The sequence below is a fragment of the Limnohabitans sp. 15K genome (assembly GCF_002778285.1).
Taxonomy (GTDB): Bacteria; Pseudomonadota; Gammaproteobacteria; order Burkholderiales; family Burkholderiaceae_C; genus Limnohabitans_A.
The window spans coordinates 255,385-275,970 of sequence record NZ_NESM01000002.1 but is presented as its reverse complement, the minus strand read 5'-3'; the positions used below and the strand labels follow the sequence as shown (position 1 = coordinate 275,970).

The following is a 20,586-nucleotide window of genomic DNA, read 5'->3' as shown; positions in this document are numbered from 1 at the left end:
ATGAGCGGCACCTTTCCCCTGACCCCAGCGCCCAGCGCCATCAAGATTCAGTCTTATCAGCCCACACGCGTGTCGATCTCGCACAACCTGCGCCGCAGTGTTCGTACCAACGGCGCTCAGCGTTGGGTGATCACTGCCGACTGGGTGGGTTTGACCCGTGCGCAATTCGCACCGATTCAGGCCTTTGTTGTCGCCCAACGCGGCCAGTGGGACAGCTTCACCGCTGTGCTGCCTGCGCACAAACTGCCTCAAGGCGTGGCCACTGGCACGCCGCAGATCAACGGTGCTAACCAACAAGGCAGAAGTCTGTCGACGCGTGGCTGGACGGCAGGACTTACTGGTGCCCTTAAAGCGGGTGACTTCCTTGGCATCACAGGCCAGACCAAGGTCTATATGGTCACCGCTGATGTGAATGCCGATGCCTTTGGCCTGGCTACCGTTGCGATTGAGCCAGCCTTGCTGGCGGTGCCTGCCGACGGCGCAGTGATTACCGTGCGCAACGTGCCGTTCACGCTGGCTTTGGGCGCAGACACCATGGAGTCTGCAGTGGCTCCTGGGTCGATTTACAACTTCAGCTTGCAGTTGGTGGAGGCCTTTTAATGGATCGCGGCGCAAGTTCAGAATTCATCGCCGAGATCCTCAAGTCAAGCAACCAGCCTGTCTATTTGGTTGAGGCCTGGTTTGACGACGGCACCATCCGTATGACGGACGCCTGGATCAACGTGCTGTGGAGCACCAATACCTATACGGCCAACGGTCACTTTCTCGGGTTCTCCGGTCTGTCAGAGACCAGTGACATGAGCATCCCCAATGTCACGGTGCAAGTCTCGGCAGTGGACCAGACCTGGATTTCGATTGCACTGTCCAAGCCTTATATCGACCGGCGCATCGCCATCTACAAGGGTTTTCTGGATTACCGCCTGGCCATCATCAGCAACCCCTTGCTGGTGTTCGATGGTCGGATTGACAGCATGGAAATTTCCGACGACCCGAACAACGGCACCTGCACGATCGCCGTGACTGCCAGCTCGCAATGGGTGGATTTCCAACGCACGCCGGGCAGACACACCAACGACCCGGAAGAACAGATCTGGTTTCCGGGCGACCGGGGATTTCAGTTCGTGACCAATATCAACCGTGAAATCAAGTGGGGGTCTCTTTGAGCTACACGTATGCGCGCATCCCCATCGGCATGGCTACGAGAGAACTTCAAACATTGGCCGAACGCGAGTACGAGGAAGTCGGCCAGAAGGATCTCGATCGTCTGAACGTCGACTGGGCTCGCTACGGCGAACTCGATGCAGCCGGGAAACTTGCCACCTTCATCGCCAAACGCAATGGTGTGATTGTGGGCTACGCCGCATTCATCGTGCAGACCCACATCCATTACCAGGACGCACTGGTCGCCGCCAACAGCGCCGTGTATGCCGTGCCCGAGGTACGGGCCGGGCGTGTCGTTCTGAAGCTGCTGCGCTTTGCCGAGATGGGCCTCAAAGCCCAGGGCGTGCAAAAGATTTATTACCACGTCAAACAGACCAAAGACTTCGGTCGCCTGCTCGAACACCTGGGCTACCAGGACGTTGAACGCATGTACGCCAAGGTAGTTCGCCGCAGGGAAGTCGCGTAATGGCAGGCATCGTCATTGGAGCCATCGTTGGATCGGTGGTGTCTGAGGCCGTTGGTGCGGTGGTGGCCGATGCCGTACTTGGCATGGTCATTGAGTCTGGCATTACGGCTGCAGCGGCTGACGTTCTTGGCGCATCGCTTGCCACCGCCAGTTTCATCGGCGGTGCTACAGGCCTGGTCGCCGGGGGTGTTGCCAACCTGGCGGTGCAGTCACTGATCGGTTCGAACTCGCCATCAAGCGCCCAGTCCGCGCTGTCCTCGGCCCAGGCGCAAGGCATCCTGATCAACTCCCAGAGCAATGTCGACCCCATCCCAGTGATCTACGGTCGCCGACGGGTGGGTGGCACGCGGGTGTTCATTGAGGTCTCCGGAAGCAGCAACGAATACCTGCATCTGGTGCTGGTTCTCTCAGAAGGGCCAGTGACAGCGATCGACAACGTGTATCTGGACGATGTGCTTTCTACGGACGCCAAGTTCACGGGGCTGCTCACTGTCACCAAGCATCTGGGTACACCCGGTGAAGCAGCCGATGCAGCACTAACCGCTGATGTGCCCAAGTGGACCAGCGCCTGCAAACTTTCCAACTGCGCCTACCTGTACGTCAAGCTCAAATACGACCGCAACGCATTCTCCGGCCTGCCCACGATCACCGCCGATGTGCGTGGTAGGACTTTGTTCGACCCACGAGACGGCCAGACCCGGTACTCCAACAATCCGGCACTCGTCATCCGGGACTACCTGAGCAACGCCATTTACGGTCGCGGTATTGCGTCCAGCGCAATCGATGACACGAGCATTGCAGCAGCTGCGAACGCCTGCGATATTCGGATCACGGCTCCAAGTTTCTCTGACATCTTTACTGTCAGCACCACAACCGAAGCGCTGACTTTCGCCCAGCCGATACCTATCGACACAGGGGATGGCGTCAAGGTGAGCAGCACAACCACCGTGCCCAGTCCGTTGGTGGCGGGAACGACTTATTACGCAATCAAGGTCACTGACACCAGCTACCAACTGGCCACCACGATGGCCAATGCCTTTGCTGGGACCGCTATCGATCTGACTTCAGCAGGCTCTGGCCAGCACACGCTCGCCCAGGTGAACTATGCGGCTTACGCATGCGATGGCACGATCGACACCAACCAGACTGCATATGACAACGTGCGCGCACTGCTTACCGCGTGCCGTGGCATGCTGGTGTTTAGCGGCGGCAAGTACCGGTTGGTGCTTGACGTTGCCACCACAGCCTCGAGCTTTGGGTTCACCGAGAGCAACATTACCGGCTCCTGGGTCATCAGCCAGGCCGGTAAACGCGCCAAGTACAACCGGGTCACCGCAGGGTTCTACAACCCAGCCAAGAAGTGGCAGCCTGATCTGGCGATGGTCGAGTCCACAGCTTTGCGTGCTACCGATAACGGCCTCATTCTGGAGGCCAAGATTGATTTGCCGTTCACGGCCAATAGCTACCGCGCGCAAAACATCGGTCAATTGACGCTGAATCAGAGCCGCTACGGTTTGGTCGTGAAGTTCTCCGCTTTTCAGGAAGGTTTGCGCTGCGAAGTCGGTGATGTCGTGCCGATCACGCATTCAACGCCGGGTTGGTCCGCCAAGTTGTTCCGGATCATGCAGATCGAGATCAAGGACAACGACGAGGTCTATGTCGTTGCCCGTGAATACAGCGCCAGTGTTTACACGCAAGCGGTCCTGTCGCCTGCCGCCGTCATCGCTCAGTCCAATTTGCCAGATCCGTTCAGCGTGCCTGCGGTGTCGGGTCTCACCCTGGCCTCTGGCACATCTGAATTACTGCGACTGGCTGATGGCTCTGTCATTTCCCGCATTCGCGTGGGCTGGACGGCACCTACCGAGGTCTACGCCCAAAAGGGGCAGGTTGAAGTTCAATCCAAAGCGACAACCGATCTGGGATGGTCACCGGTGGATATCGTGGCTGCCGAGTTGGGCGTGGCCTGGGTGTCGCCCGTGCAAGACAGTGCCAGTTACAACGTGCGCATTCGTGCGATCAACTCGATCGGCGTGCGCGGAGCCTGGAGCCAGGGAACCGTGCAGGTAGTGGGCAAGACTGCGCCACCGTCAGATGTTCCATGGCTACGCCTGGACGGCGAGCGCCTGACTTGGGGGCCGGTCTCAGATATCGATCTTGCCGGTTATCGGGTGCGCTGGCAGCCGGGTGGCAGTCGCTCCTGGTCGGACGCGCTGGAATTGCATACCGGCCTGCTGGCTGTCTCCCCATGGGATTTGGTGACCATTCCTTATGGTGCTGGTCAGATCCTGATCAAAGCGGTCGATACCACCGGCAATGAGAGCCTGAACGTCACAGCCATTGCTTGCAACTTAGGTGATGCGCCGGTGGAGAACGTATTTGCAAGCTACACGCTCAATACGACGCCGGTGGTGGCACCCGATTCATCGCGCATGTGGAGCAACGACACGGCGCAGTTGTGGACCAACACCACAGCCGTGTTTCTGGTGCCCCAGTACCAGGCCATTTTCTGGACTGGCAGCGTCACGTTTACCGAGAGCGGTAGCCTCACCATCGCTGCCACCGTCAGTGGCTATGCCTGGAAGATCACTTGGAAGAAGTCATCGGACGTGGCCTACGTGCCATTTCCGGGTCGGGCTTGGGCTGACGCAGGAACGACCTACCAGTTCCGCATCGATGTAGATCAGAGCAATTTGCAAGGCCTCATTGGCTCGGTGGTTGCGCAAATCGATGTGCCGGATAAAACGATTCGCCTGCCGGATGTACAGATTGCAACGAGCGGTTCGCGTTTGTCGATTGGCACCGGCTGGCGAAACGTGGTGATCGTGAGTCTTACTTTGCATTCTGACGGTGGCTCTGCCACCACGGCCCGCGTGGTCGATAAATCAACTTCAGGTCCCCTGATCCAGTGTTTCAACGCCAGTGGCGCTGCAACCGCTGGGACGGTGGACGCCTACGTCCAAGGATATTGAGATGACTTCACAAACAACGCCCCCGTTCAAGCGGGGCGATACCTTCGCTTTGTCTGGCGTTTACCGCATCAACGGTGTGGCGAGTCAATTGACCAACCAAACCATTCGATCCCAATTGCGCACCAGCGTTGGAGGCTTGGTTGCCAATCTGTCGGCGGCGATTGACCCTGACCAGACCGTGAACCCTGGCCGTTTTTACCTTTCGCTTGTTGATCCGGCGCAGTCGGCCACATTCCCGGCACCCGCCAATCTGTACTGCGATGTCGAAGTGCATGACGGCGGGATGGTGCGATCGACTGAAACATTCATCGTGCCAGTGGTGCCCGATGTGAGCCAGTAAATGGAGGCCGGTCAATGAGCACAACGATCACCACCACCACCGAAGTCAGCCTAAGCCTGGAGCCGCAATGGGACAGCACTTCGGTTGAAGTCACGCTCACCGTTCCCGGACCTCAAGGTCCAAAGGGCGATCAGGGTGCGGTCGGTCCGCCCGGCCCCTTGCCTGATGTCACTGCCTTGGCCCTGGACGCGGGCTATTTCTAAATTCCAACGGAGAACCTTATGCCCAACCTCATTCAAATCAAACGATCCGCCACCACCGCTACGCCGCCCACGCTGGCAGTGGGTGAACTGGCTTGGTCCGAAGTCAGCAAGACTCTGTTCATCGGCGAGTCCGGAAGTGTTGTCACCGCCGCCGCTGGCTCGGGTGTCTTTGCTAAGAAAGCTGACAGCTTCGCAGTCAGTGGAGATGCAACTGGCACCGGCACGCTGTCGGGTGGCGTGGTGCTGGCACTGGCGGCCAGTGGTGTCACTGCTGGCAGTTACTCCAACGTCACGGTGGATGCCAAGGGACGCGTGACTGGCGGCTCAAATCCGGGTTATCTCACTGCCAACCAGAACATCACGGTGTCTGGTGATGCTACGGGTTCAGGCACAACAGCGATTGCGCTGACTCTGACCAGCAGCGGTGTCACTGCGGGTACCTACAACAACGGCACCACAGCCATTACACCTTTCACTGTGGATGCGAAGGGGCGGATCACAGCGACAGGTGCAGCGGTCACTCTGACACCGGCTTGGTCAAGCGTGACTGGCAAACCCACCACACTGTCCGGCTACGGCATCACCGATGCCTTGGCGCTTGCAGGTGGCACGCTTACCGGTGCATTGACACTGGCTGCGGACCCCACCAATGCGCTGCACGCTGCGACGAAGCAATACGTAGACAACGCCATCACTGGCCTTGATTTCAAAGCCTCGGTTCGCGCGACCACGACGGCCAACATCACCTTGTCTGGTATTCAGACCATTGACGGTGTAGTACTGGTGGCAGGTGACCGTGTCTTGGTAAAAGACCAAACCGCTGGTGCGCAAAACGGTTTGTATATTGCAGCGGCGGGTGCATGGGCTCGATCGGCAGATGCTGACAACTCTCCGGGCGGCGAACTGACCTCTGGCCTTTATGTCTTTGTTGAGGAAGGCACCAGTTACGCTGACTCGGGTTGGGTGCTTGCGACCAATGGGGCGATCACCCTTGGCACCACCGCGCTGACCTTCCAGCAATTCAACGGTCTGGGCCAACTCACTGCGGGTACTGGCTTGACCAAGTCCGGCAATACCCTGTCGATCACCGCCTCGGGCGTCACGGCTGGCACTTACTCAAGCATGACGGTGGACGTTACCGGACGGGTCACTGCGGGAACCAACCCAGGCTACATCACAGCCAACCAGAACATCACCGTTTCGGGCGATGTCACTGGCTCAGGCACAACTTCCATGGCGCTGACTTTGGCTGCCAGTGGCGTGACTGCGGGCACTTACAACAACAGTGCGACTGCCGTTTCACCCATCACGGTCGATGCCAAGGGCAGGGTCACAGCAATCGGTACGGCTGTCACTGTTACGCCCGCGTGGACGAGCGTCAGCGGCAAACCCACAACCCTTTCTGGCTTTGGCATCACGGACGCTTTGTCCACCAGCGCCACGATTGACGGAGGCTCGTTCTAACCATGGCCAACACCATCCTGCACAAGCGCAGCAGCACGGCAGCCGCCGTGCCCACCGCTGCGCAAGTCACGCTGGGTGAGTTGGTGCTCAACGTGGCGGACGGAAAGATTTATCTCAAACGCGCAGACGGCGTGATCGTCACCTTTGTGCCTGGCTATGTGCCGGGTCAGGGGGACTCCGCGCCCATGTGGAAATAACCGGAGGCATTCATGGCGACTATTCCATCCAAGGCCAGTTTCACTGGCACAACAGTCACCCAAGGGCAGTTCAAAACTGCCCTTGATTCTTTGAACGACTACCTCACGGGTTTGTTGGGCTCAGACGGCACAGCCGCAACAGCGCGCACGGCTCTGGGTGTTATCAACGCCACAGCTCCGACCTATGCGCAGGTGATTGTTGCCCTTGGCTTTACGCCTCCACAACCCGGCGGTACTGGTGCATCGGGAACCTGGCCCATCAGCGTGAGTGGCAACGCGGCAACGGCAAGTCAGCTCAATTCAACCGCAGGTGCTGGTACCTACAACTGGTCTGGGCAAGCTGGCCAACCCACCTGGCTGTGGGGAGGCAACGACGGCACCAACTTCTATGTCTACAACCCGTCGAACTTCTCAGTGAACTACGCGGGTAGCGCAGGCAGCGTGCCCTGGACAGGGGTGAGCGGACGCCCCACTGCAGTGGCGGCCTTTCAGTACAGCGGAAATGTTGGTGACGGCATCGGAGGTGCGTTAGCTGTCAACGCACTGGTTCAAGTCGCGACTGACAACACGGTGCGTATTTATCGAAACACAAACTGCAACTGCAACTGCGATTGCTGCTGCTAAGGACTCCGCTCATGAAAATCATTGCAGTGCGCAACGCACAAATCCATCCCCAGTTTCAACCCACCGTTCACCTTGGTTTCGACCCCGCCACCAGCGACCTGAGCGTTTCCTTGTATCTTCCTGCGCTTGCGACCGATGAATCAGCTACTGGTGAAGGTGGTTTGACGCTGCTTGAGTCGGTGGTCGTCAACATCGCTGACCTGCGCAAGCGCTACGACTGGTGCGATCACCAGACCTACTTTTTGGCTGTTCATGCCGGGGCGTTTCTTCCTGTCTTTGCGCTGTACCCAGAGACACTCCCCAATCGCGAGACAGCGGTCGATTACGCCCAACGCCTCAAGAGAAATCTGTTGGTGGGCATCAACGTGCCATTCGCAGCGGCCAGTGACGATGAGTTGTTCATCACGGTGAACCTCAACGCGCAGGCGACGGATGCCAACATTCAGGTCGATGAGCACTGCGCGTTGGTCTGGAGCGATGCGGCCAGCAGCGGCGCTGTTCGCACCATGGCGTTTCCGTTCATTCATGTGCAAGCGCCTGCCAGTGTTGCAGCAGGCGGCAGTGCCTTGATCGAATTGCGCATCGAGGATGTAGCTGGTCAACTGCTTGACCGGGAGGCTGTTGTCTGCCTGGAAGCTGTGAGTGGGCTGGTGCCTTTTACACGCGTGCGTGCGTCTCATGGTTTGGCTTCGGTTCCCGTCTCGGCGGCAGGCATGTCTGCTGGAGATGAAATCCGGGTGAAGTTCGGCTGGAAGTATTTTCCAGGCGCAGAGGATGCGCGGATTGCGGTGGTGGCTGCATGATGCAACTGCTTTTCCCAACTCCGGTCTTTCGCACCCAACTTGGATTGACGGATGAGGAGCGCCAGGTCCTTAAGGACAAGACGCTCGCCGTCTATGGCGAACTCAACTCCAAGAGAAAACCTTGGAGCCGCTCGACCCGCGAGTCACTCGAACTCATGGACCCAGCATTTGCAGAAGTTTTCGCCCGAATCAAAGCGGTAACAGCCAAGGCTTTTGGCATTGATGTCGCATCCATAACTGGAAGGGAGTTGGTTCAGTTCAAAGGCGACTTTGTGCCTCCTCATGTGGAGTCGGCACACCTTTCTGCCATTTACTGGATCGATGGGGATGCCCACCCTGACCATGAGCGCGGCAAGCATGATGGCGCACTTGTTTTGCAAAGTCCGATCGGACCCTTTGGCAGCAAGGCGCTGCCTGGTGAAGAGCGCGTGACCATGGTCGATCCGCAGCCGGATTTGCTTCTGGTGTTTCCGAGCCACTTGCTGCATTTCGGCCATGTTTACCTGGGCGAGCGTCCCAGCGTCGAGATTCATCTCGAGATGGAGGTGTTCTGATGGCCCAGTTCAAGATCAAGCTCATTGCGCCGGACAACACGGAACGCGAGTTGCATTACGACAATCAGACCAGCAGCCTGACTTGGGGAGCGGATGGGTTTGGCTCCCCGGTAATGGAAGTCAAGCCCAAGACGTTTCAGGACGCCACGGTCGTGAGCACCACCCAGCCAGGCCGAAAAGGCCTGATCAAGACCCTCAAAATCAGCCTCGGTTTGTCCTGCAACTACGAGTGCAACTACTGCAGCCAGCGCTTTGTTCCCCATGCCGAAAGCACGAACCCCGAGGATGTGGAGGATTTCCTGCAGCAGTTGACCGCCAGCCTGAGCCAGGCTCCCGAACGGATTGAATTTTGGGGCGGTGAACCGCTGGTGTACATCAAGACCTTGAAGCCTTTGGCTGTGCGCCTGCGAGGGCTGTACCCGAATGCTGAGTTCTTTATTATCACCAACGGCTCGTTGCTCAGTCTTGAGACCAACGAGTGGCTGGACCGCATAGGCTTCGTCGTCGGGCTCTCCCACGATGGGCCGGGATACCACGCACGCGGGGTAGACCCGATGGATGATCCGCAGCAGCGCGCCGCCATCATGGATTTGTACGCGCGCCTCCATCCGCAGGGTCGCATCAGCATCAACGCGATGATCAGCAGCCAAAACCCCAGCAGGGCGGCGGTGCAACTTTGGCTGCAAGAACGCTTTGGAGTTGACGTTCAGATTGGTGAAGGCGCATTCATCGACCCCTACGATGAAGGTGGCCTGGCCGCCACCTTCAAGACCACCGCTGAGCACGCACAGTTTCGCAGGCAAGGGTTTGGTGAAGTCCGCACCGGCCTTGCCAGTCGCTTTGACCTCACCAACCAAAAGATCCAAGACTTCATCGATTCCATTCGCTACCAGCGCCCAGCCTCTGCGCTGGGACAAAAGTGCGGTATGGACCGCAGCCACAACCTGGCTGTCGATCTCAAAGGCAATGTCGTCACCTGCCAAAACGTGAGCGCCGCAGCGACGGCTCCGAATGGCCAGAGTCATTTGATCGGCCAGCTTTCCGATCTGTCCGCCGTGCGCATGAAAAGCGCCACGCACTGGAGCGAGCGCCAAGGCTGCTCGTCTTGCCCAGTGCTTCAAATGTGCAAGGGCTCGTGCATGTTCTTGGAAGGGCCGCTTTGGGATGCTGGGTGCGACGCCGCCTATTCGGACAACTTGGTGTTCTTTGCGGCGGCTATTGAGTACCTCACCGGTTGCATGCCGGTCTTTATCGATGGCGATCTGCCTCCGGAGCGCAAGGACATCTTTGGCCTGGCCAAAAGCACCGTGGAGTCGCCGCCAGTAAGGCGCGTGATTCCGATCATTGCAGCGCAGCAAACAGCCTAAGCCAACAAATAAATCGTTTCATCAATCGCCCGCTTGGTTCACTCCAGTGCGGGCTTTTTCTTTTTGGAGATGCCCATGACAGAAGAATCCACCAACACCCACAGCGCTGACATCCTGAACCTGCGCCCGGAGGACCTTGATGAGTTGCTCACCCGGGCAGCCGAGCGAGGGGCCGAGCGTGCATTGGCCTGCCTTGGCCTTGAAAACGGGCACGCTGCACGCGATATCCGTGACCTGCGGGGTCTCATCGATGCCTGGCGTGAAGCGCGCCGAACGGCCTGGCAAACCACGGTCAAGGTGCTGACCACCGGAGTGTTAGCTGCACTGCTGGTCGGCATCGCCATCAAGTTACGGCTGATGGGAGGTCCCCAATGATCGAGACACTGTTGGGTGGCTTGCTGGGTGGCGCGTTCCGCCTGGCTCCAGAGGTCCTGAAATGGTTCGACCGCCAAGGCGAGCGTGGCCATGAATTGGCTATGCAGGATAAGGCGCTGGAGTTCGAGAAACTGCGCGGTGCCCAGCGCATGTCCGAGATCGGCGCGGCTGCCGACGGAGCATGGAACACCGGCGCAATCGAAACCTTGCGCGATGCCGTGCGCACCCAAGGTGAAAAGACCGGGGTAGCATGGGCAGATGCGCTCTCGAGCACGGTGCGCCCGGTGATCACTTACTGGTTCATGGCGTTGTACTGTGCGGCAAAGACGGCGGCATTTGCGGCGGCACTTTCTGCAGGTGCTGATTGGGGCACAGCAGTTCTGCACGCATGGACTGAAGCTGACCAGGCTCTTTGGGCCGGGGTGCTGAACTTCTGGTTTTTGGGGCGCGTGTTTGACAAGGTTCGGCCATGATCGAAGTGCCGCAGGCAGCGATCGACTTGGCCAAGCGGTTCGAGGGGTTCTGCCGGGTGCCCAAGTCAGACCCTGACCGCGCTTATCCGTATGTCTGTCCGTCAGGGTTTTGGACAATCGGATACGGCCATCTTTGCGACTCCAAGCATCGGCCGATCACAATGGAAGAGGGCGAGGCTTATCTCGCTGTCGATATGGCCTATGCACTGCGAGCCACACTGCGATTCTGTCCGGTGCTGGCCACTGAGCCAGAGGGACGGCTTGCAGCCATTGTGGATTTCACGTTCAACCTTGGAGCCGGTAGGTTGCAGGTGTCAACGCTTCGACGGCGTGTCAATCAGCGGGACTGGCCAGGTGCGGGGCAGGAGTTACGGCGGTGGGTTTACGGTGGCGGCAGAGTACTGCCAGGGTTGGTTCTCAGGCGCGAGGCGGAAGTTTCGCTACTTTTTTGAGCAACTCGTTGTTCCCTTTTCTGCCGATCAAGGCATCGTATTGCCCCTTGGGCGAGGATGGCACCAATGATGGCCATGGGACTTGGCTCGGACTTTGAGTCGATTAGTTCTTGAGTGTGGGCTTGCATGCTGCGGGCTCCTTTGGGTTCGTGGAGCCGCATGGTTGCTTCGATCCCGAAGAGTTATCAAGTCGATCCTTATGGTTCAGTTGGCTTGATATTCTCTGAGCCTTTCGGCTCAAGTAGTTAATGGCTACTCAGTCGCGTATACGTTTCTGAAATAACCTTCATTGCTCCAACGGCCGGGCTGGTTAATTGGGTCCCAGCAAGATATACGAACACGTTTACCTATGAGTGTTTTCGCATGGGCAGTAACTGATCCAGTTGGGTCAAATGTAGATGTCTTCATGTGACGTTGGCTTCCGTCACCCATTTTAAGAATGGTACAACTTGATCCACGATAGATTTGTCGCTCAAGTACTTGCACTAAGGTGTCTGGTGATGAAAGCGTTGCTTGCTTGTTATCCCGGCTTGCAGAGAGTTTTTCTAACTTGTAACGCTCAACTTCTTTTTCTAGAAATTTTTCCCGTTCTTTCGTTATTGCATGATCTCCCTTTTCCTTTTCGAGGTCTTGAGCCTTCTCTTGTGCAAGGGCGGTCGCTGCATCCCGTTCAGCAATCAACTGATCAGTCTTGCTGACGGCTTCGGCCACGATTTCACTCATTCTTTGTACTTGTTGCTCACTCAAGGTATTTCCTAGCAGTACTACCAAATCCGCATGTTTGGCAATCTTCCCTTGCATGTACATTGGATGCAAATCAAGTAGTACCTCTGGGGTTAAGTAGCCATCTTTTCTGAGGCTAATCATTACTTCTGAGAGATGTAACTCAGTGTCGGTGTCGTTACGCCAAACTGTGATCAGAACTGGCTTATCAAAGCCCCGGCGTGTCCCGATGACAAACTGACCCGATTGTTCAATATTATTAGAGTCAATAAAGTACGCCTCTAGGCCAATTCGATTTGGATCTTTTTGAGTTCTTGTTGAAAATTTAATGCGTGAAAGTCTAATTGTCTCGTCCGTCTTGAAATGCATCCCATAGCGAAGCGGAAGAGAGTCACAGTTAGCATGTTCATTGCAGAGGACGACAACATCCAGAGAGTCATACTCGTTAACTTGGTTAATTACAAATTCGTGTATGTCGAACACCGTTGATGGCGTGACTAATTTCTTCATGTCGCCAAAACTGGTTACTTTGGATTGTTCGTTTTTTTTCATCTGCATAGGGACCTTCGAGATCTACAGTCAATCGAATTTTTCAACGAATTCCATCTTATCAGTACGATTGCGAACTGAGAAGTAACATGGCATTTGACTTGAAGTAAGCGTCCTGGATGACATATGATTTGATTGATGAACCCCAAATCTTGGCTAATCGCATGGATCGGCGCAGCCGACCACGAATGCGCTGAGGCCAAGCGCGGCTCTGACCTTGGCCCAATCGCGACAGCATTGCGCGATAAAAACCGTTACGACCGCGTCTATCTGCTGACAAACTACGACTTTGATCGAAGCAAGAGTTACTGCACTTGGCTGGAGTCCGTGTCCAGTTACGACTCTTCCTCAATCGACCTCTACAGCGTTGACCTTAGCAGTCCCATCGATTACGGGGACATCTACACCCAAGTCAGTTCAAACCTCCAGCAAGCAGGCTTGCCGCGCGATGACGTAGAACTCACTTTTCACGTCAGTCCTGGCACACCAGCAATGGCCGCCATCTGGATCATTCTGTCGAAGACGCGTTTCCCAGCAAAGCTGATTCAAACTTCCAGAGAAAAAGGCGTCGAGTCTGTTGATTTTTTCTTCGATTTGGCCAGCGACTTCCTTCCAGAATATCTGCAACGCAGCGGTGAGCGGGTCCAGCGACTGTCTGACGCAGCCCAATTCTCAACACCAGAGTTTGAGAAGATCATTCATCAAAGCCAGGTGGTTGCCAGCCAAATAGGCCTTGCACGCCGAATTGCTGCATATGAGGTCCCCGTCCTGATTCTGGGGGAGACCGGTACAGGCAAGGAGTTGTTTGCAGAGGCCATACACGCTGCAAGTTCAAGGGCGGGGCAGCCGTTCGTCGCGGTCAACTGCGGCGCCATTGCTCCAGAGTTGGCCAACTCGGAATTGTTCGGGCATAAAAAAGGGGCCTTCACAGGAGCTACTGCCGACAGAAAAGGACACTTTCTGGAGGCTTCAGGCGGAACGCTTTTTCTTGACGAAGTGGGTGACTTGCCATTGGATACTCAAGTCCGCTTGTTGCGCGCGTTGCAGTCGCATGAAATTACCCCAATGGGGCAGTCCAAGCCCATCAAAATAAACACGCGCATCCTGGCGGCAACACACCGTGACTTAGCAGCCGACGTAGCTGCGGGTCGCTTTAGGGAAGATCTTTTTCACCGGCTAGCTGTAGGCATTATTCAGCTGCCGCCGCTACGGGAACGTACGGGTGATGCAGAATTACTGACGTACCATTTTTTGGCAAGCATCAACGCAGATTCGGCAGGCAGGCCCGAAGCACAAAATAAGACTATTACTCCGGCCGCACTTAAGCTTTTGCAGTCATACGCATGGCCCGGCAACGTCCGCGAGCTTTATCACACGCTGTTGCGCGCTGTCATTTGGTCTGCAGGTCCAGATGTCACTGAGCAAGACATTCAAGCGGCGATGCTTCCCGTGGCGCGAAATGCATTGCCAAATCGTTTCCAGATATTGAGTGACGGCTTTGAGTTGCAAGAGCAGTTGGATGAAGTGGCGCGGAGCCTCATCAACCAGGCTCTGCAGCAGTCGGGACAACGCAAATCCGCCGCCGCAAAACTGCTTGGCTTTGCAAATCATCAGACTCTTGCCAATTGGATGAAGCGATTGGGCATGAGCGTAGATTTTCCGCCCAATTAAGATTTCATCGTAAATAATTTTATTTTATTGTAAATAAATTTACATTTCGTCGCAGGTCGAATGGCCTAAGTGGTTGATTTATATAGAGTGTATGAATCTGGGGCGGTTGGCATGGATCTCGCAATTATTAAGGCAACAAACCTTAGGAGATCTAAATGGCAGCACTGAATTTTGAACAAATTGTCGGTAACACAATCTTGGGGACTGAACATTCGATTGATGCGCGAGCCTGTCCAGACCAGTACCTTGGCCTCCTGTCAGACACCGTCGGAAAACCACAATTCCCATTGCGGGTAGCAGCGCAAGAACGAACTGGGCAACCTTGTTTAATCATGGTTTTGGAGTCGCCGCACGTTGATGAGTTCATCGGCGACATCGGTCCAGCCAAGGGCTTTACCGGAGACATGATTCGCGATTTTCTGCATGAAGTTATCAACCTTCAAGACGTTGATGGTTTTGGATTGGTGCTGATCAATGCAATTCAACATCAATGCTCCCTAGGCACGAGTACTTCCGTGCACCGCGACAAAGTCTTCCGGGCTGTGTGGGCACAAGGTGGTCAGGAGAATTTTGTTTCAAGACTTCGGGCGTTGCTCAGACCGAATGACGTTGTCATGAACTGCTGCACCAAGGGCAATGACTTTGAAGTGAATACTCCGTTGCGGTCTTTGGTTGAGGCAACGATACGCGCTCACTTTCCCAATGTGCAAACCATTCGTCGGATGCATCCTGCTTCTTGGCGAACAAGGTCATGGCGATGTGCCGCGTGGCGCTATTCAACGGAGCCCAAAGATGTGAGTGAGGCCCAAACGGAATCACAGCTGCCAGTGGATGAACTCGAGGCGAGAAACAAAGCTCTGGAAGCGCAGATCCTGCTGTTGAAAAAGATTGCCGCCAATGAGCAGGCAACTTTTAAGTCTGAGACTGAAACTGCAGAAAGCGAAAAGAGTGTTGCCACTCTTTCAGAACCAGATGCGCTTGTTAGCATTAAGGAAAATCAAATAGTGCGCGGCTCAGTTTGTACCGTTCTGATGATGGGCGACGGAAGCCAGCGGCATATGAAGACGTCCACATTTGATCCTGATGGAGCCATCACTCAAAAGGCTAAAACTCTCGTTGGCTCAAAGATCAGAACTACTTGCTGGGACCCCAAAGGTAGCCCAGGGCGATGGTCTAGCCAAGGCTACTTCCGTAATGTCTACTCAGCAGAGTGAAAGGAAAATCATGTTTTTCAGCCAACGCCCACAGCCAAACTCAATGAGCAAACCAGCACAATTCAGCTTTGCAGCAGACTTGTATATGCTCCAAGCTATTCTTAAGTCAGAAGATGGAAAGTCCAAGGACTGGCAGCTTGAATACTTGTTTCCTTGGAGCTGCTACAGGCAAATTATTGAGTGGATTCTGAACAACGGTACACAAATCGGAGTCTCTGAATTTGAGGGCGTTGAGGCCATCCACGAAAGTGCCACTCACGTGAAAATCGTTTTCCCAAACGAACGTGAGCAGGACAAGATGCACAAATTTTTTGAGATGTTCAATTTCAAAAGAAAACAAGCTCAAGGCGTTGATAGGAGCTTCCCGCCAATGCCAGATATTTACCAAGGTGGGCCAAAGCCAAATGTTGACGCTATCAAGCGATACATTTATTCAATTGAAAACGCTTTTGATGGGGGTTCGCAAGTAGTTGAAATTCCATCTGGTGCCAATTGGAAATTCCATAAATTTGAATTTTAAGAGCCATTCGAATGAAAACTATTGCCTTTTCGCTAAGTTTGGAATGCTTGCCCTTCGAGCTAGACCTAAAAAATATCGCAGACACGATCGATGAAAGAATGCGTGCAATGGGGTCGGAGGGCTACCTAGGGAAGGTGATGGCTGTAGGCGAGGGTTTGCCTATCGCGGTATTGCTTGCTTATGAAGAGAAAGCAGAGCCTGACGCCGATAAGGCAATCGCGGCATTCATGAGCATTATTGGTCAAGCGGTTGTTGCTTTCGGGGGATGGTCGTTGTGGGACGCCATCAGAAATGAGTGTGGTGCGTGGGAGTTCAGTGAGCAAGAAATGCCAGATTTCTACGCTCAACTCGTCGGCAATTTAAAGGTTGAAGACAAGTAACTTGTATTACCTGCAGCCCGGTTGGGCAACTTCAAGGCGACGTCCCAACAGTTAGAATGATCAACCGGCCCCCAAGTGCTTGATCGGCTTGCCCTTGGGGGATTTAGGCGGTTTGCGATCTGGTATCTTCTAGCCCGCCAGTAAAGAAAACCCCGCATCAGAGCCATCTGGTGCGGGGTTTTGTTTTGGGTATTCACATGAGTGAAGTTGTTGACACGATCAACATCAATAGGTCTCTCACTTTCTAGTGAGTTGCTCAAAATCAGTACACATACGGCTCAGCATGTTGCGTTTAGCGAAGGCAGGCAACGATACTTTCGAAGCTAAACTTACTGTAAAAATCCGATTCAGATTTTGGGCATTGGCGATTAAAAAGACCAGTCACTTTGATTTTGAATTAACCCCAAATTATTAATAATCTAAGGAATGGCATGAACTTAATTAAATGGGCGAAAATTTTCAAGCTGAAAAATTCGTTCGTGCTCGTGTTTCTATTGATACAGGTGCTGTTGATTCTTTTGACAGTTATTTTCTACAAGCAGACTGCGTCATCCATCTTGATGTCGGAAGAGCAGTCCAATCAAATGCTCATCGCAGGCGTGTACGACAAGTTAAACGAGGTTCAAAAGCTTGCTGATGCTGTTGCTGTGGTAACCGCTAAAAATGCGACACTTTTGAACATTTTTTCGAAGTACGACCGTGAGGCCGTCCGGCCAGTAATGGACAGCATCTGGGCTGACTTAAAGCCGTTAGGGTTTAGCCAGTTGCAGCTCTATTACAAGCCAGATAAGTCACCTGTCTGGAAGTTTTTTTACAGGGCACAGACGCCTGAACGATTTGATGACTCTGCTGACAATCGCCCAAACTTGGCAAAGTCAAACCTGACCAACTCACTGGTCTCGGGCTTGCAACAAGGGACAAGTGGCTTTGGATTCCGCGCGGTCATACCGTTAACCTTGGAGACGAAGCATATTGGTTCACTGGAGACTGGCTTTGAATTGGGCGGGGCCTTGCTGAACAGGTTGCTAGACAACTACGCTGGTGACTGGGCAATTTACAACCTCTCTAGGGGGTCTGGTTCGCTGGACGACCGGGCGCTGATTGACTCGGTTGGCGAGTCCAAAGAGAAGTATTTCAAGAACCTGATGCCCGATGAGTACGTCATCAAGAGTGCAAAGTCCGGGGCCACTCTGACTGAGCTTGATAAAGCACTCAATACAAAGGTAATTTACATACCTATCAAAAACTTCCAGGGTGACTATGTCGCGCTGTTGAAGTATGTGGGCAAGACCCAATACTTTGATTCCCTCGCCGAGGTCAGGAACAACGCCATCTTGATTTGCGCTTTAGGATTTCTGCTCTCCTCAGGAATCATTTTCCTTTTGTTCCGCATGATCACCTTGCCAATCAAGGGCCTTGTGATCGAAACGGGAAAAATTAAAAACTTTGAACTCGAGGGCACACTCAAAATACCCGCCAAGTTGGGGGAGCTCAAAGAACTCATTGACGCGATGAACGCGATGAAGATTGGTCTGCGTTCATTTAAAAAATACATTCCTGCGGAGTTGGTTCAACAACTTATCCGCAACGGTGAGGAGATAGAGGCATCGGGAGAAAGACGCAGACTCACGATCTTCTTTTCTGATATCGCTGACTTTTCAACCATCTCTGAAAAATTAACCCCCAACGAACTGTCAAGTCAAATATCTGAGTATTTGACCGTGATGACGGAAATTATTCTGAGGCACGGTGGGACTGTAGATAAGTACATCGGAGACTCCATCATGGCGTTTTGGGGTGCCCCCAATGAGACGCCTCAGCATGCGACTCAGGCTTGTTTGGCGGCCATTGAGTGCAACAACCGACTCAAGGTGCTGTCGAAAGAGTGGGCCAACCAGGGGCGCCCTGTTTTCAAGACCCGCATAGGGCTGAACACGGGGGATGTGGTCGTAGGCAACATTGGTTCAGACCAGCGATTAAGTTACACGGCAATGGGAGACGCCGTCAACCTTGCAAGCCGTTTGGAGGGGCTTAATAAGGAGTACGCCACCTCCATCATCATCAGTCAGTCTGTACTCAATGAGCTGCCAGACGAGTTTGTCTACAGGTTGCTAGACATTGTTGTTGTCAAGGGCAAGACTGAGCCGGTGCCAATCTATGAGCTGGTCTCTCGCAAAGGGGATATCACGGGCTCAGATGCTGAGTTCCTTGAGATGTTCAGCAAGGCGGTGCAGTCTTACCTTAACAAGGATTGGGACAGGGCCATCTTTAGATTTCAAAAGCTGCTGACGTTGCGGCAAGATGATCTGGCCTGCAAAATATTCATTGATCGTTGTGGCGATTACATCAACAACCCGCCAGGTCATGACTGGGGTGGGGAATATGTATTTCAAAATAAGTGAAATTTATTTTGATAAATTTAATCATGAGGTGCGGATGACCTGACCTCACGTAGAAGTTCACATGGACTTGTTTGGGGTATCCAGCATCTTTGGATGTTTTTCGTGGTTGTCAATTTTAATGATTTTCAACTGGTTTGTTTAACAAAAAATTACAATTTGAGAGTGTTTTATAAGAATTTTTAACATTAATTAGGCATATTAGATGAGAAAATTGCGTCAATAAGTTCAAAAATTGACACAAATGAAAATCATCAACCATTCTGCTGTTTGCCCTTGGCCACCCTTGCGCTTATTGAATTGGGCATGCATCGCCACCTTGGCCATGGGGGCGTCAAGCGTTTGGAGTCAAACAGCGGTCAATGAGCGCAACCCGCTTCGCTTTCGCGATGTGACCCAAAGCGATGTGTTGGCATTGCCCGCAGTCGAGATTGGGGATGCCTCTGCTCAGGTGAGCCCTTCAAACGAGCCAGCGCTTGAATTGACCGAATTTATCCAGCGCGCGCTCGACATCAGCCCCCAATTGCAACAAGTCCGCGCTCAGCTTGAAATGGCCCAGTCCGGCCGAAAAATCGCCCGCGCCGATTTGTTGCCCAGTTTTTCATTGCGTCACGCCACGGGGCCTGAGCAATCGCAAGCCCTGCAACTGGCGCAAGACAAACACACCTACCGACAAAGCACGGTTCGCCTCACGCAACCCTTGTACAACGCGCCTTTGTCGCATGAGTTGGCAGCCAGCCGTCAAGCCGAAACGTCGGCCGAGTTCCGTTTTCAATCGGCTTACGACAACGTCCTCATGTCCGTTGTTCGGTCTACGGTCGATGTGGCCTCGACACGCTTGGTGCTTGATTTTTCGAACGTGCAACTGGCGCAACTGCAAAACATCCTCAATTATTTGGAGACGCGTGTTTCAGCGGGTGCCGCCAGCCCAGCAGATTTGGAGCGGGCCCGTACAAGGGTGCTGAACGCCCGTCAAATCCGCATCGAGCAACAAGCGGCTTATCGCAACAGCCTATTGGAGTTGAGTCGCCTCACCGGCTTGACGCCCTTGGCCATTCGTTTGCCCGATGCATCCCGCTTTCCAGATGTCGCTGTCGGGTCGCCGCAACTCCAAACTTTGGCATTGGCGCAAAACCCAGATTTGCGAGCACTCCAGCTTGACATCGAAGCGCAGCAATCACGCATCAAGGCAGAAATGTCCAAGTACTTGCCTGTGGTCGGTGTCAGCTTGGAGCACGACAACAGCAAAAACGTGCAAGGCACCAACGGCCCGCACACCAATACACGCGCTTTGTTGGTCGCTACCTGGGCCACGTCTTTGGGTGGCAAGGAGTGGCACCAAGCTGAACAAGCGCGTGCGGAGTTGCGTTCGCGTGAGGCCAAACTCACCGACGAAAGCCAACGCTTGAGTCAGGCCTTGGAAGGCGATATGGCCTTGTTGCAATCGGCTGTTTTGCGCATTCAAACGGCGCAATTGGAGCAAGCGTCGGCTGCCAAAGTGGTGGAGGCCGTGGCCGAACAATTAAAAACAGGCCGTTTGGGGTCTTTGCTGGATGCCTTGGATGCCAGCGAGCGTTTTTTCGCAGCGCGGCAACGTTTGGTGCAGTCGATGGGTCAAAACATCAAGGCCCACGCTCAAATTCTTCAGCGCACAGGCCAGTTGCGCGCCATCAAGCCTTGAT

Annotated in this window: 22 protein-coding genes; 21 read left to right on the top strand and 1 reads right to left on the bottom strand. The window is 54.3% G+C overall.

The window, feature by feature from the left end:
• From B9Z40_RS10075 to B9Z40_RS10005, 15 genes are all read left to right on the top strand, one after another.
• Positions 1-600 (top strand): hypothetical protein, encoded by a 600-nt coding sequence (locus B9Z40_RS10075; RefSeq protein WP_100173221.1) that lies wholly within the window; start codon positions 1-3, stop codon positions 598-600.
• The gene (locus tag B9Z40_RS10070) at positions 600-1,163 is read left to right on the top strand and encodes a hypothetical protein (RefSeq protein WP_100173220.1); all 564 of its coding nucleotides are present in this window, start codon (positions 600-602) and stop codon (positions 1,161-1,163) included. The genes B9Z40_RS10075 and B9Z40_RS10070 overlap by 1 nt, the downstream gene beginning before the upstream one ends.
• On the top strand, positions 1,160-1,627 hold the full coding sequence (locus B9Z40_RS10065) for a GNAT family N-acetyltransferase (protein WP_143473956.1): 468 nt from the start codon (positions 1,160-1,162) through the stop codon (positions 1,625-1,627). Before B9Z40_RS10070 ends, B9Z40_RS10065 begins: the two co-directional genes overlap by 4 nt.
• Complete coding sequence (locus tag B9Z40_RS10060) at positions 1,627-4,596, top strand: phage tail protein (protein WP_100173218.1); 2,970 nt, start codon at positions 1,627-1,629, stop codon at positions 4,594-4,596. Before B9Z40_RS10065 ends, B9Z40_RS10060 begins: the two co-directional genes overlap by 1 nt.
• Position 4,597: 1 nt before the next feature.
• A complete protein-coding gene (locus B9Z40_RS10055; protein WP_100173217.1) occupies positions 4,598-4,936 on the top strand; it encodes a hypothetical protein in 339 nt (112 codons plus the stop codon).
• A 14-nt stretch (positions 4,937-4,950) separates the two neighbouring features.
• On the top strand, positions 4,951-5,139 hold the full coding sequence (locus tag B9Z40_RS10050; protein ID WP_100173216.1) for a hypothetical protein: 189 nt from the start codon (positions 4,951-4,953) through the stop codon (positions 5,137-5,139).
• 18 nt (positions 5,140-5,157) lie between these two features.
• On the top strand, positions 5,158-6,603 hold the full coding sequence (locus B9Z40_RS10045) for a hypothetical protein (RefSeq protein WP_100173215.1): 1,446 nt from the start codon (positions 5,158-5,160) through the stop codon (positions 6,601-6,603).
• Positions 6,604-6,605: 2 nt separating this feature from the next.
• Positions 6,606-6,800, top strand: a complete 195-nt coding sequence (locus B9Z40_RS10040) for a hypothetical protein (protein ID WP_100173214.1) — start codon at positions 6,606-6,608, stop codon at positions 6,798-6,800.
• Between the two features lie 12 nt (positions 6,801-6,812).
• Entirely contained in the window at positions 6,813-7,424 is a 612-nt protein-coding gene (locus tag B9Z40_RS10035; protein ID WP_143473955.1) for a hypothetical protein, read from the top strand.
• An 11-nt stretch (positions 7,425-7,435) separates the two neighbouring features.
• A complete protein-coding gene (locus B9Z40_RS10030) occupies positions 7,436-8,227 on the top strand; it encodes a hypothetical protein (RefSeq protein WP_100173212.1) in 792 nt (263 codons plus the stop codon).
• A complete protein-coding gene (locus B9Z40_RS10025) occupies positions 8,227-8,781 on the top strand; it encodes a hypothetical protein (protein ID WP_143473954.1) in 555 nt (184 codons plus the stop codon). The genes B9Z40_RS10030 and B9Z40_RS10025 overlap by 1 nt, the downstream gene beginning before the upstream one ends.
• Positions 8,781-10,148, top strand: a complete 1,368-nt coding sequence (locus B9Z40_RS10020) for an SPASM domain-containing protein (RefSeq protein WP_100173210.1) — start codon at positions 8,781-8,783, stop codon at positions 10,146-10,148. The genes B9Z40_RS10025 and B9Z40_RS10020 overlap by 1 nt, the downstream gene beginning before the upstream one ends.
• 75 nt (positions 10,149-10,223) lie before the next feature.
• Positions 10,224-10,523 carry a DUF6127 family protein gene (locus B9Z40_RS10015; RefSeq protein WP_100173446.1) on the top strand — a complete coding sequence of 100 codons (300 nt, stop codon included), beginning with the start codon at positions 10,224-10,226 and terminating at the stop codon, positions 10,521-10,523.
• A complete protein-coding gene (locus B9Z40_RS10010; RefSeq protein WP_100173209.1) occupies positions 10,520-10,996 on the top strand; it encodes a hypothetical protein in 477 nt (158 codons plus the stop codon). Before B9Z40_RS10015 ends, B9Z40_RS10010 begins: the two co-directional genes overlap by 4 nt.
• A complete protein-coding gene (locus B9Z40_RS10005) occupies positions 10,993-11,448 on the top strand; it encodes a lysozyme (protein WP_100173208.1) in 456 nt (151 codons plus the stop codon). Before B9Z40_RS10010 ends, B9Z40_RS10005 begins: the two co-directional genes overlap by 4 nt.
• 252 nt (positions 11,449-11,700) lie before the next feature.
• On the opposite strand, the gene B9Z40_RS10000 is transcribed toward B9Z40_RS10005, so the two are convergent.
• Positions 11,701-12,729, bottom strand: coding sequence for a hypothetical protein (locus B9Z40_RS10000; protein ID WP_100173207.1), 1,029 nt, complete (start codon positions 12,727-12,729; stop codon positions 11,701-11,703).
• A 129-nt stretch (positions 12,730-12,858) separates the two neighbouring features.
• On the opposite strand from B9Z40_RS10000, the gene B9Z40_RS09995 reads away from it, so the two are divergent.
• From B9Z40_RS09995 to B9Z40_RS09970, 6 genes are all read left to right on the top strand, one after another.
• Complete coding sequence (locus B9Z40_RS09995; protein WP_100173206.1) at positions 12,859-14,391, top strand: sigma-54-dependent Fis family transcriptional regulator; 1,533 nt, start codon at positions 12,859-12,861, stop codon at positions 14,389-14,391.
• Between the two features lie 155 nt (positions 14,392-14,546).
• Positions 14,547-15,605: a hypothetical protein gene (locus B9Z40_RS09990; protein WP_143473953.1), complete on the top strand. Its 1,059-nt coding sequence runs from the start codon at positions 14,547-14,549 to the stop codon at positions 15,603-15,605.
• Positions 15,606-15,615: 10 nt separating this feature from the next.
• Entirely contained in the window at positions 15,616-16,125 is a 510-nt protein-coding gene (locus B9Z40_RS09985; protein WP_143473952.1) for a hypothetical protein, read from the top strand.
• A gap of 11 nt (positions 16,126-16,136) precedes the next feature.
• The gene (locus B9Z40_RS09980; protein ID WP_100173203.1) at positions 16,137-16,505 is read left to right on the top strand and encodes a hypothetical protein; all 369 of its coding nucleotides are present in this window, start codon (positions 16,137-16,139) and stop codon (positions 16,503-16,505) included.
• A gap of 431 nt (positions 16,506-16,936) precedes the next feature.
• Positions 16,937-18,907: an adenylate/guanylate cyclase domain-containing protein gene (locus tag B9Z40_RS09975; protein ID WP_100173202.1), complete on the top strand. Its 1,971-nt coding sequence runs from the start codon at positions 16,937-16,939 to the stop codon at positions 18,905-18,907.
• Positions 18,908-19,148: 241 nt separating this feature from the next.
• Positions 19,149-20,585, top strand: coding sequence for a TolC family protein (locus B9Z40_RS09970; RefSeq protein ID WP_100173201.1), 1,437 nt, complete (start codon positions 19,149-19,151; stop codon positions 20,583-20,585).
• Position 20,586: the final 1 nt, after the last annotated feature.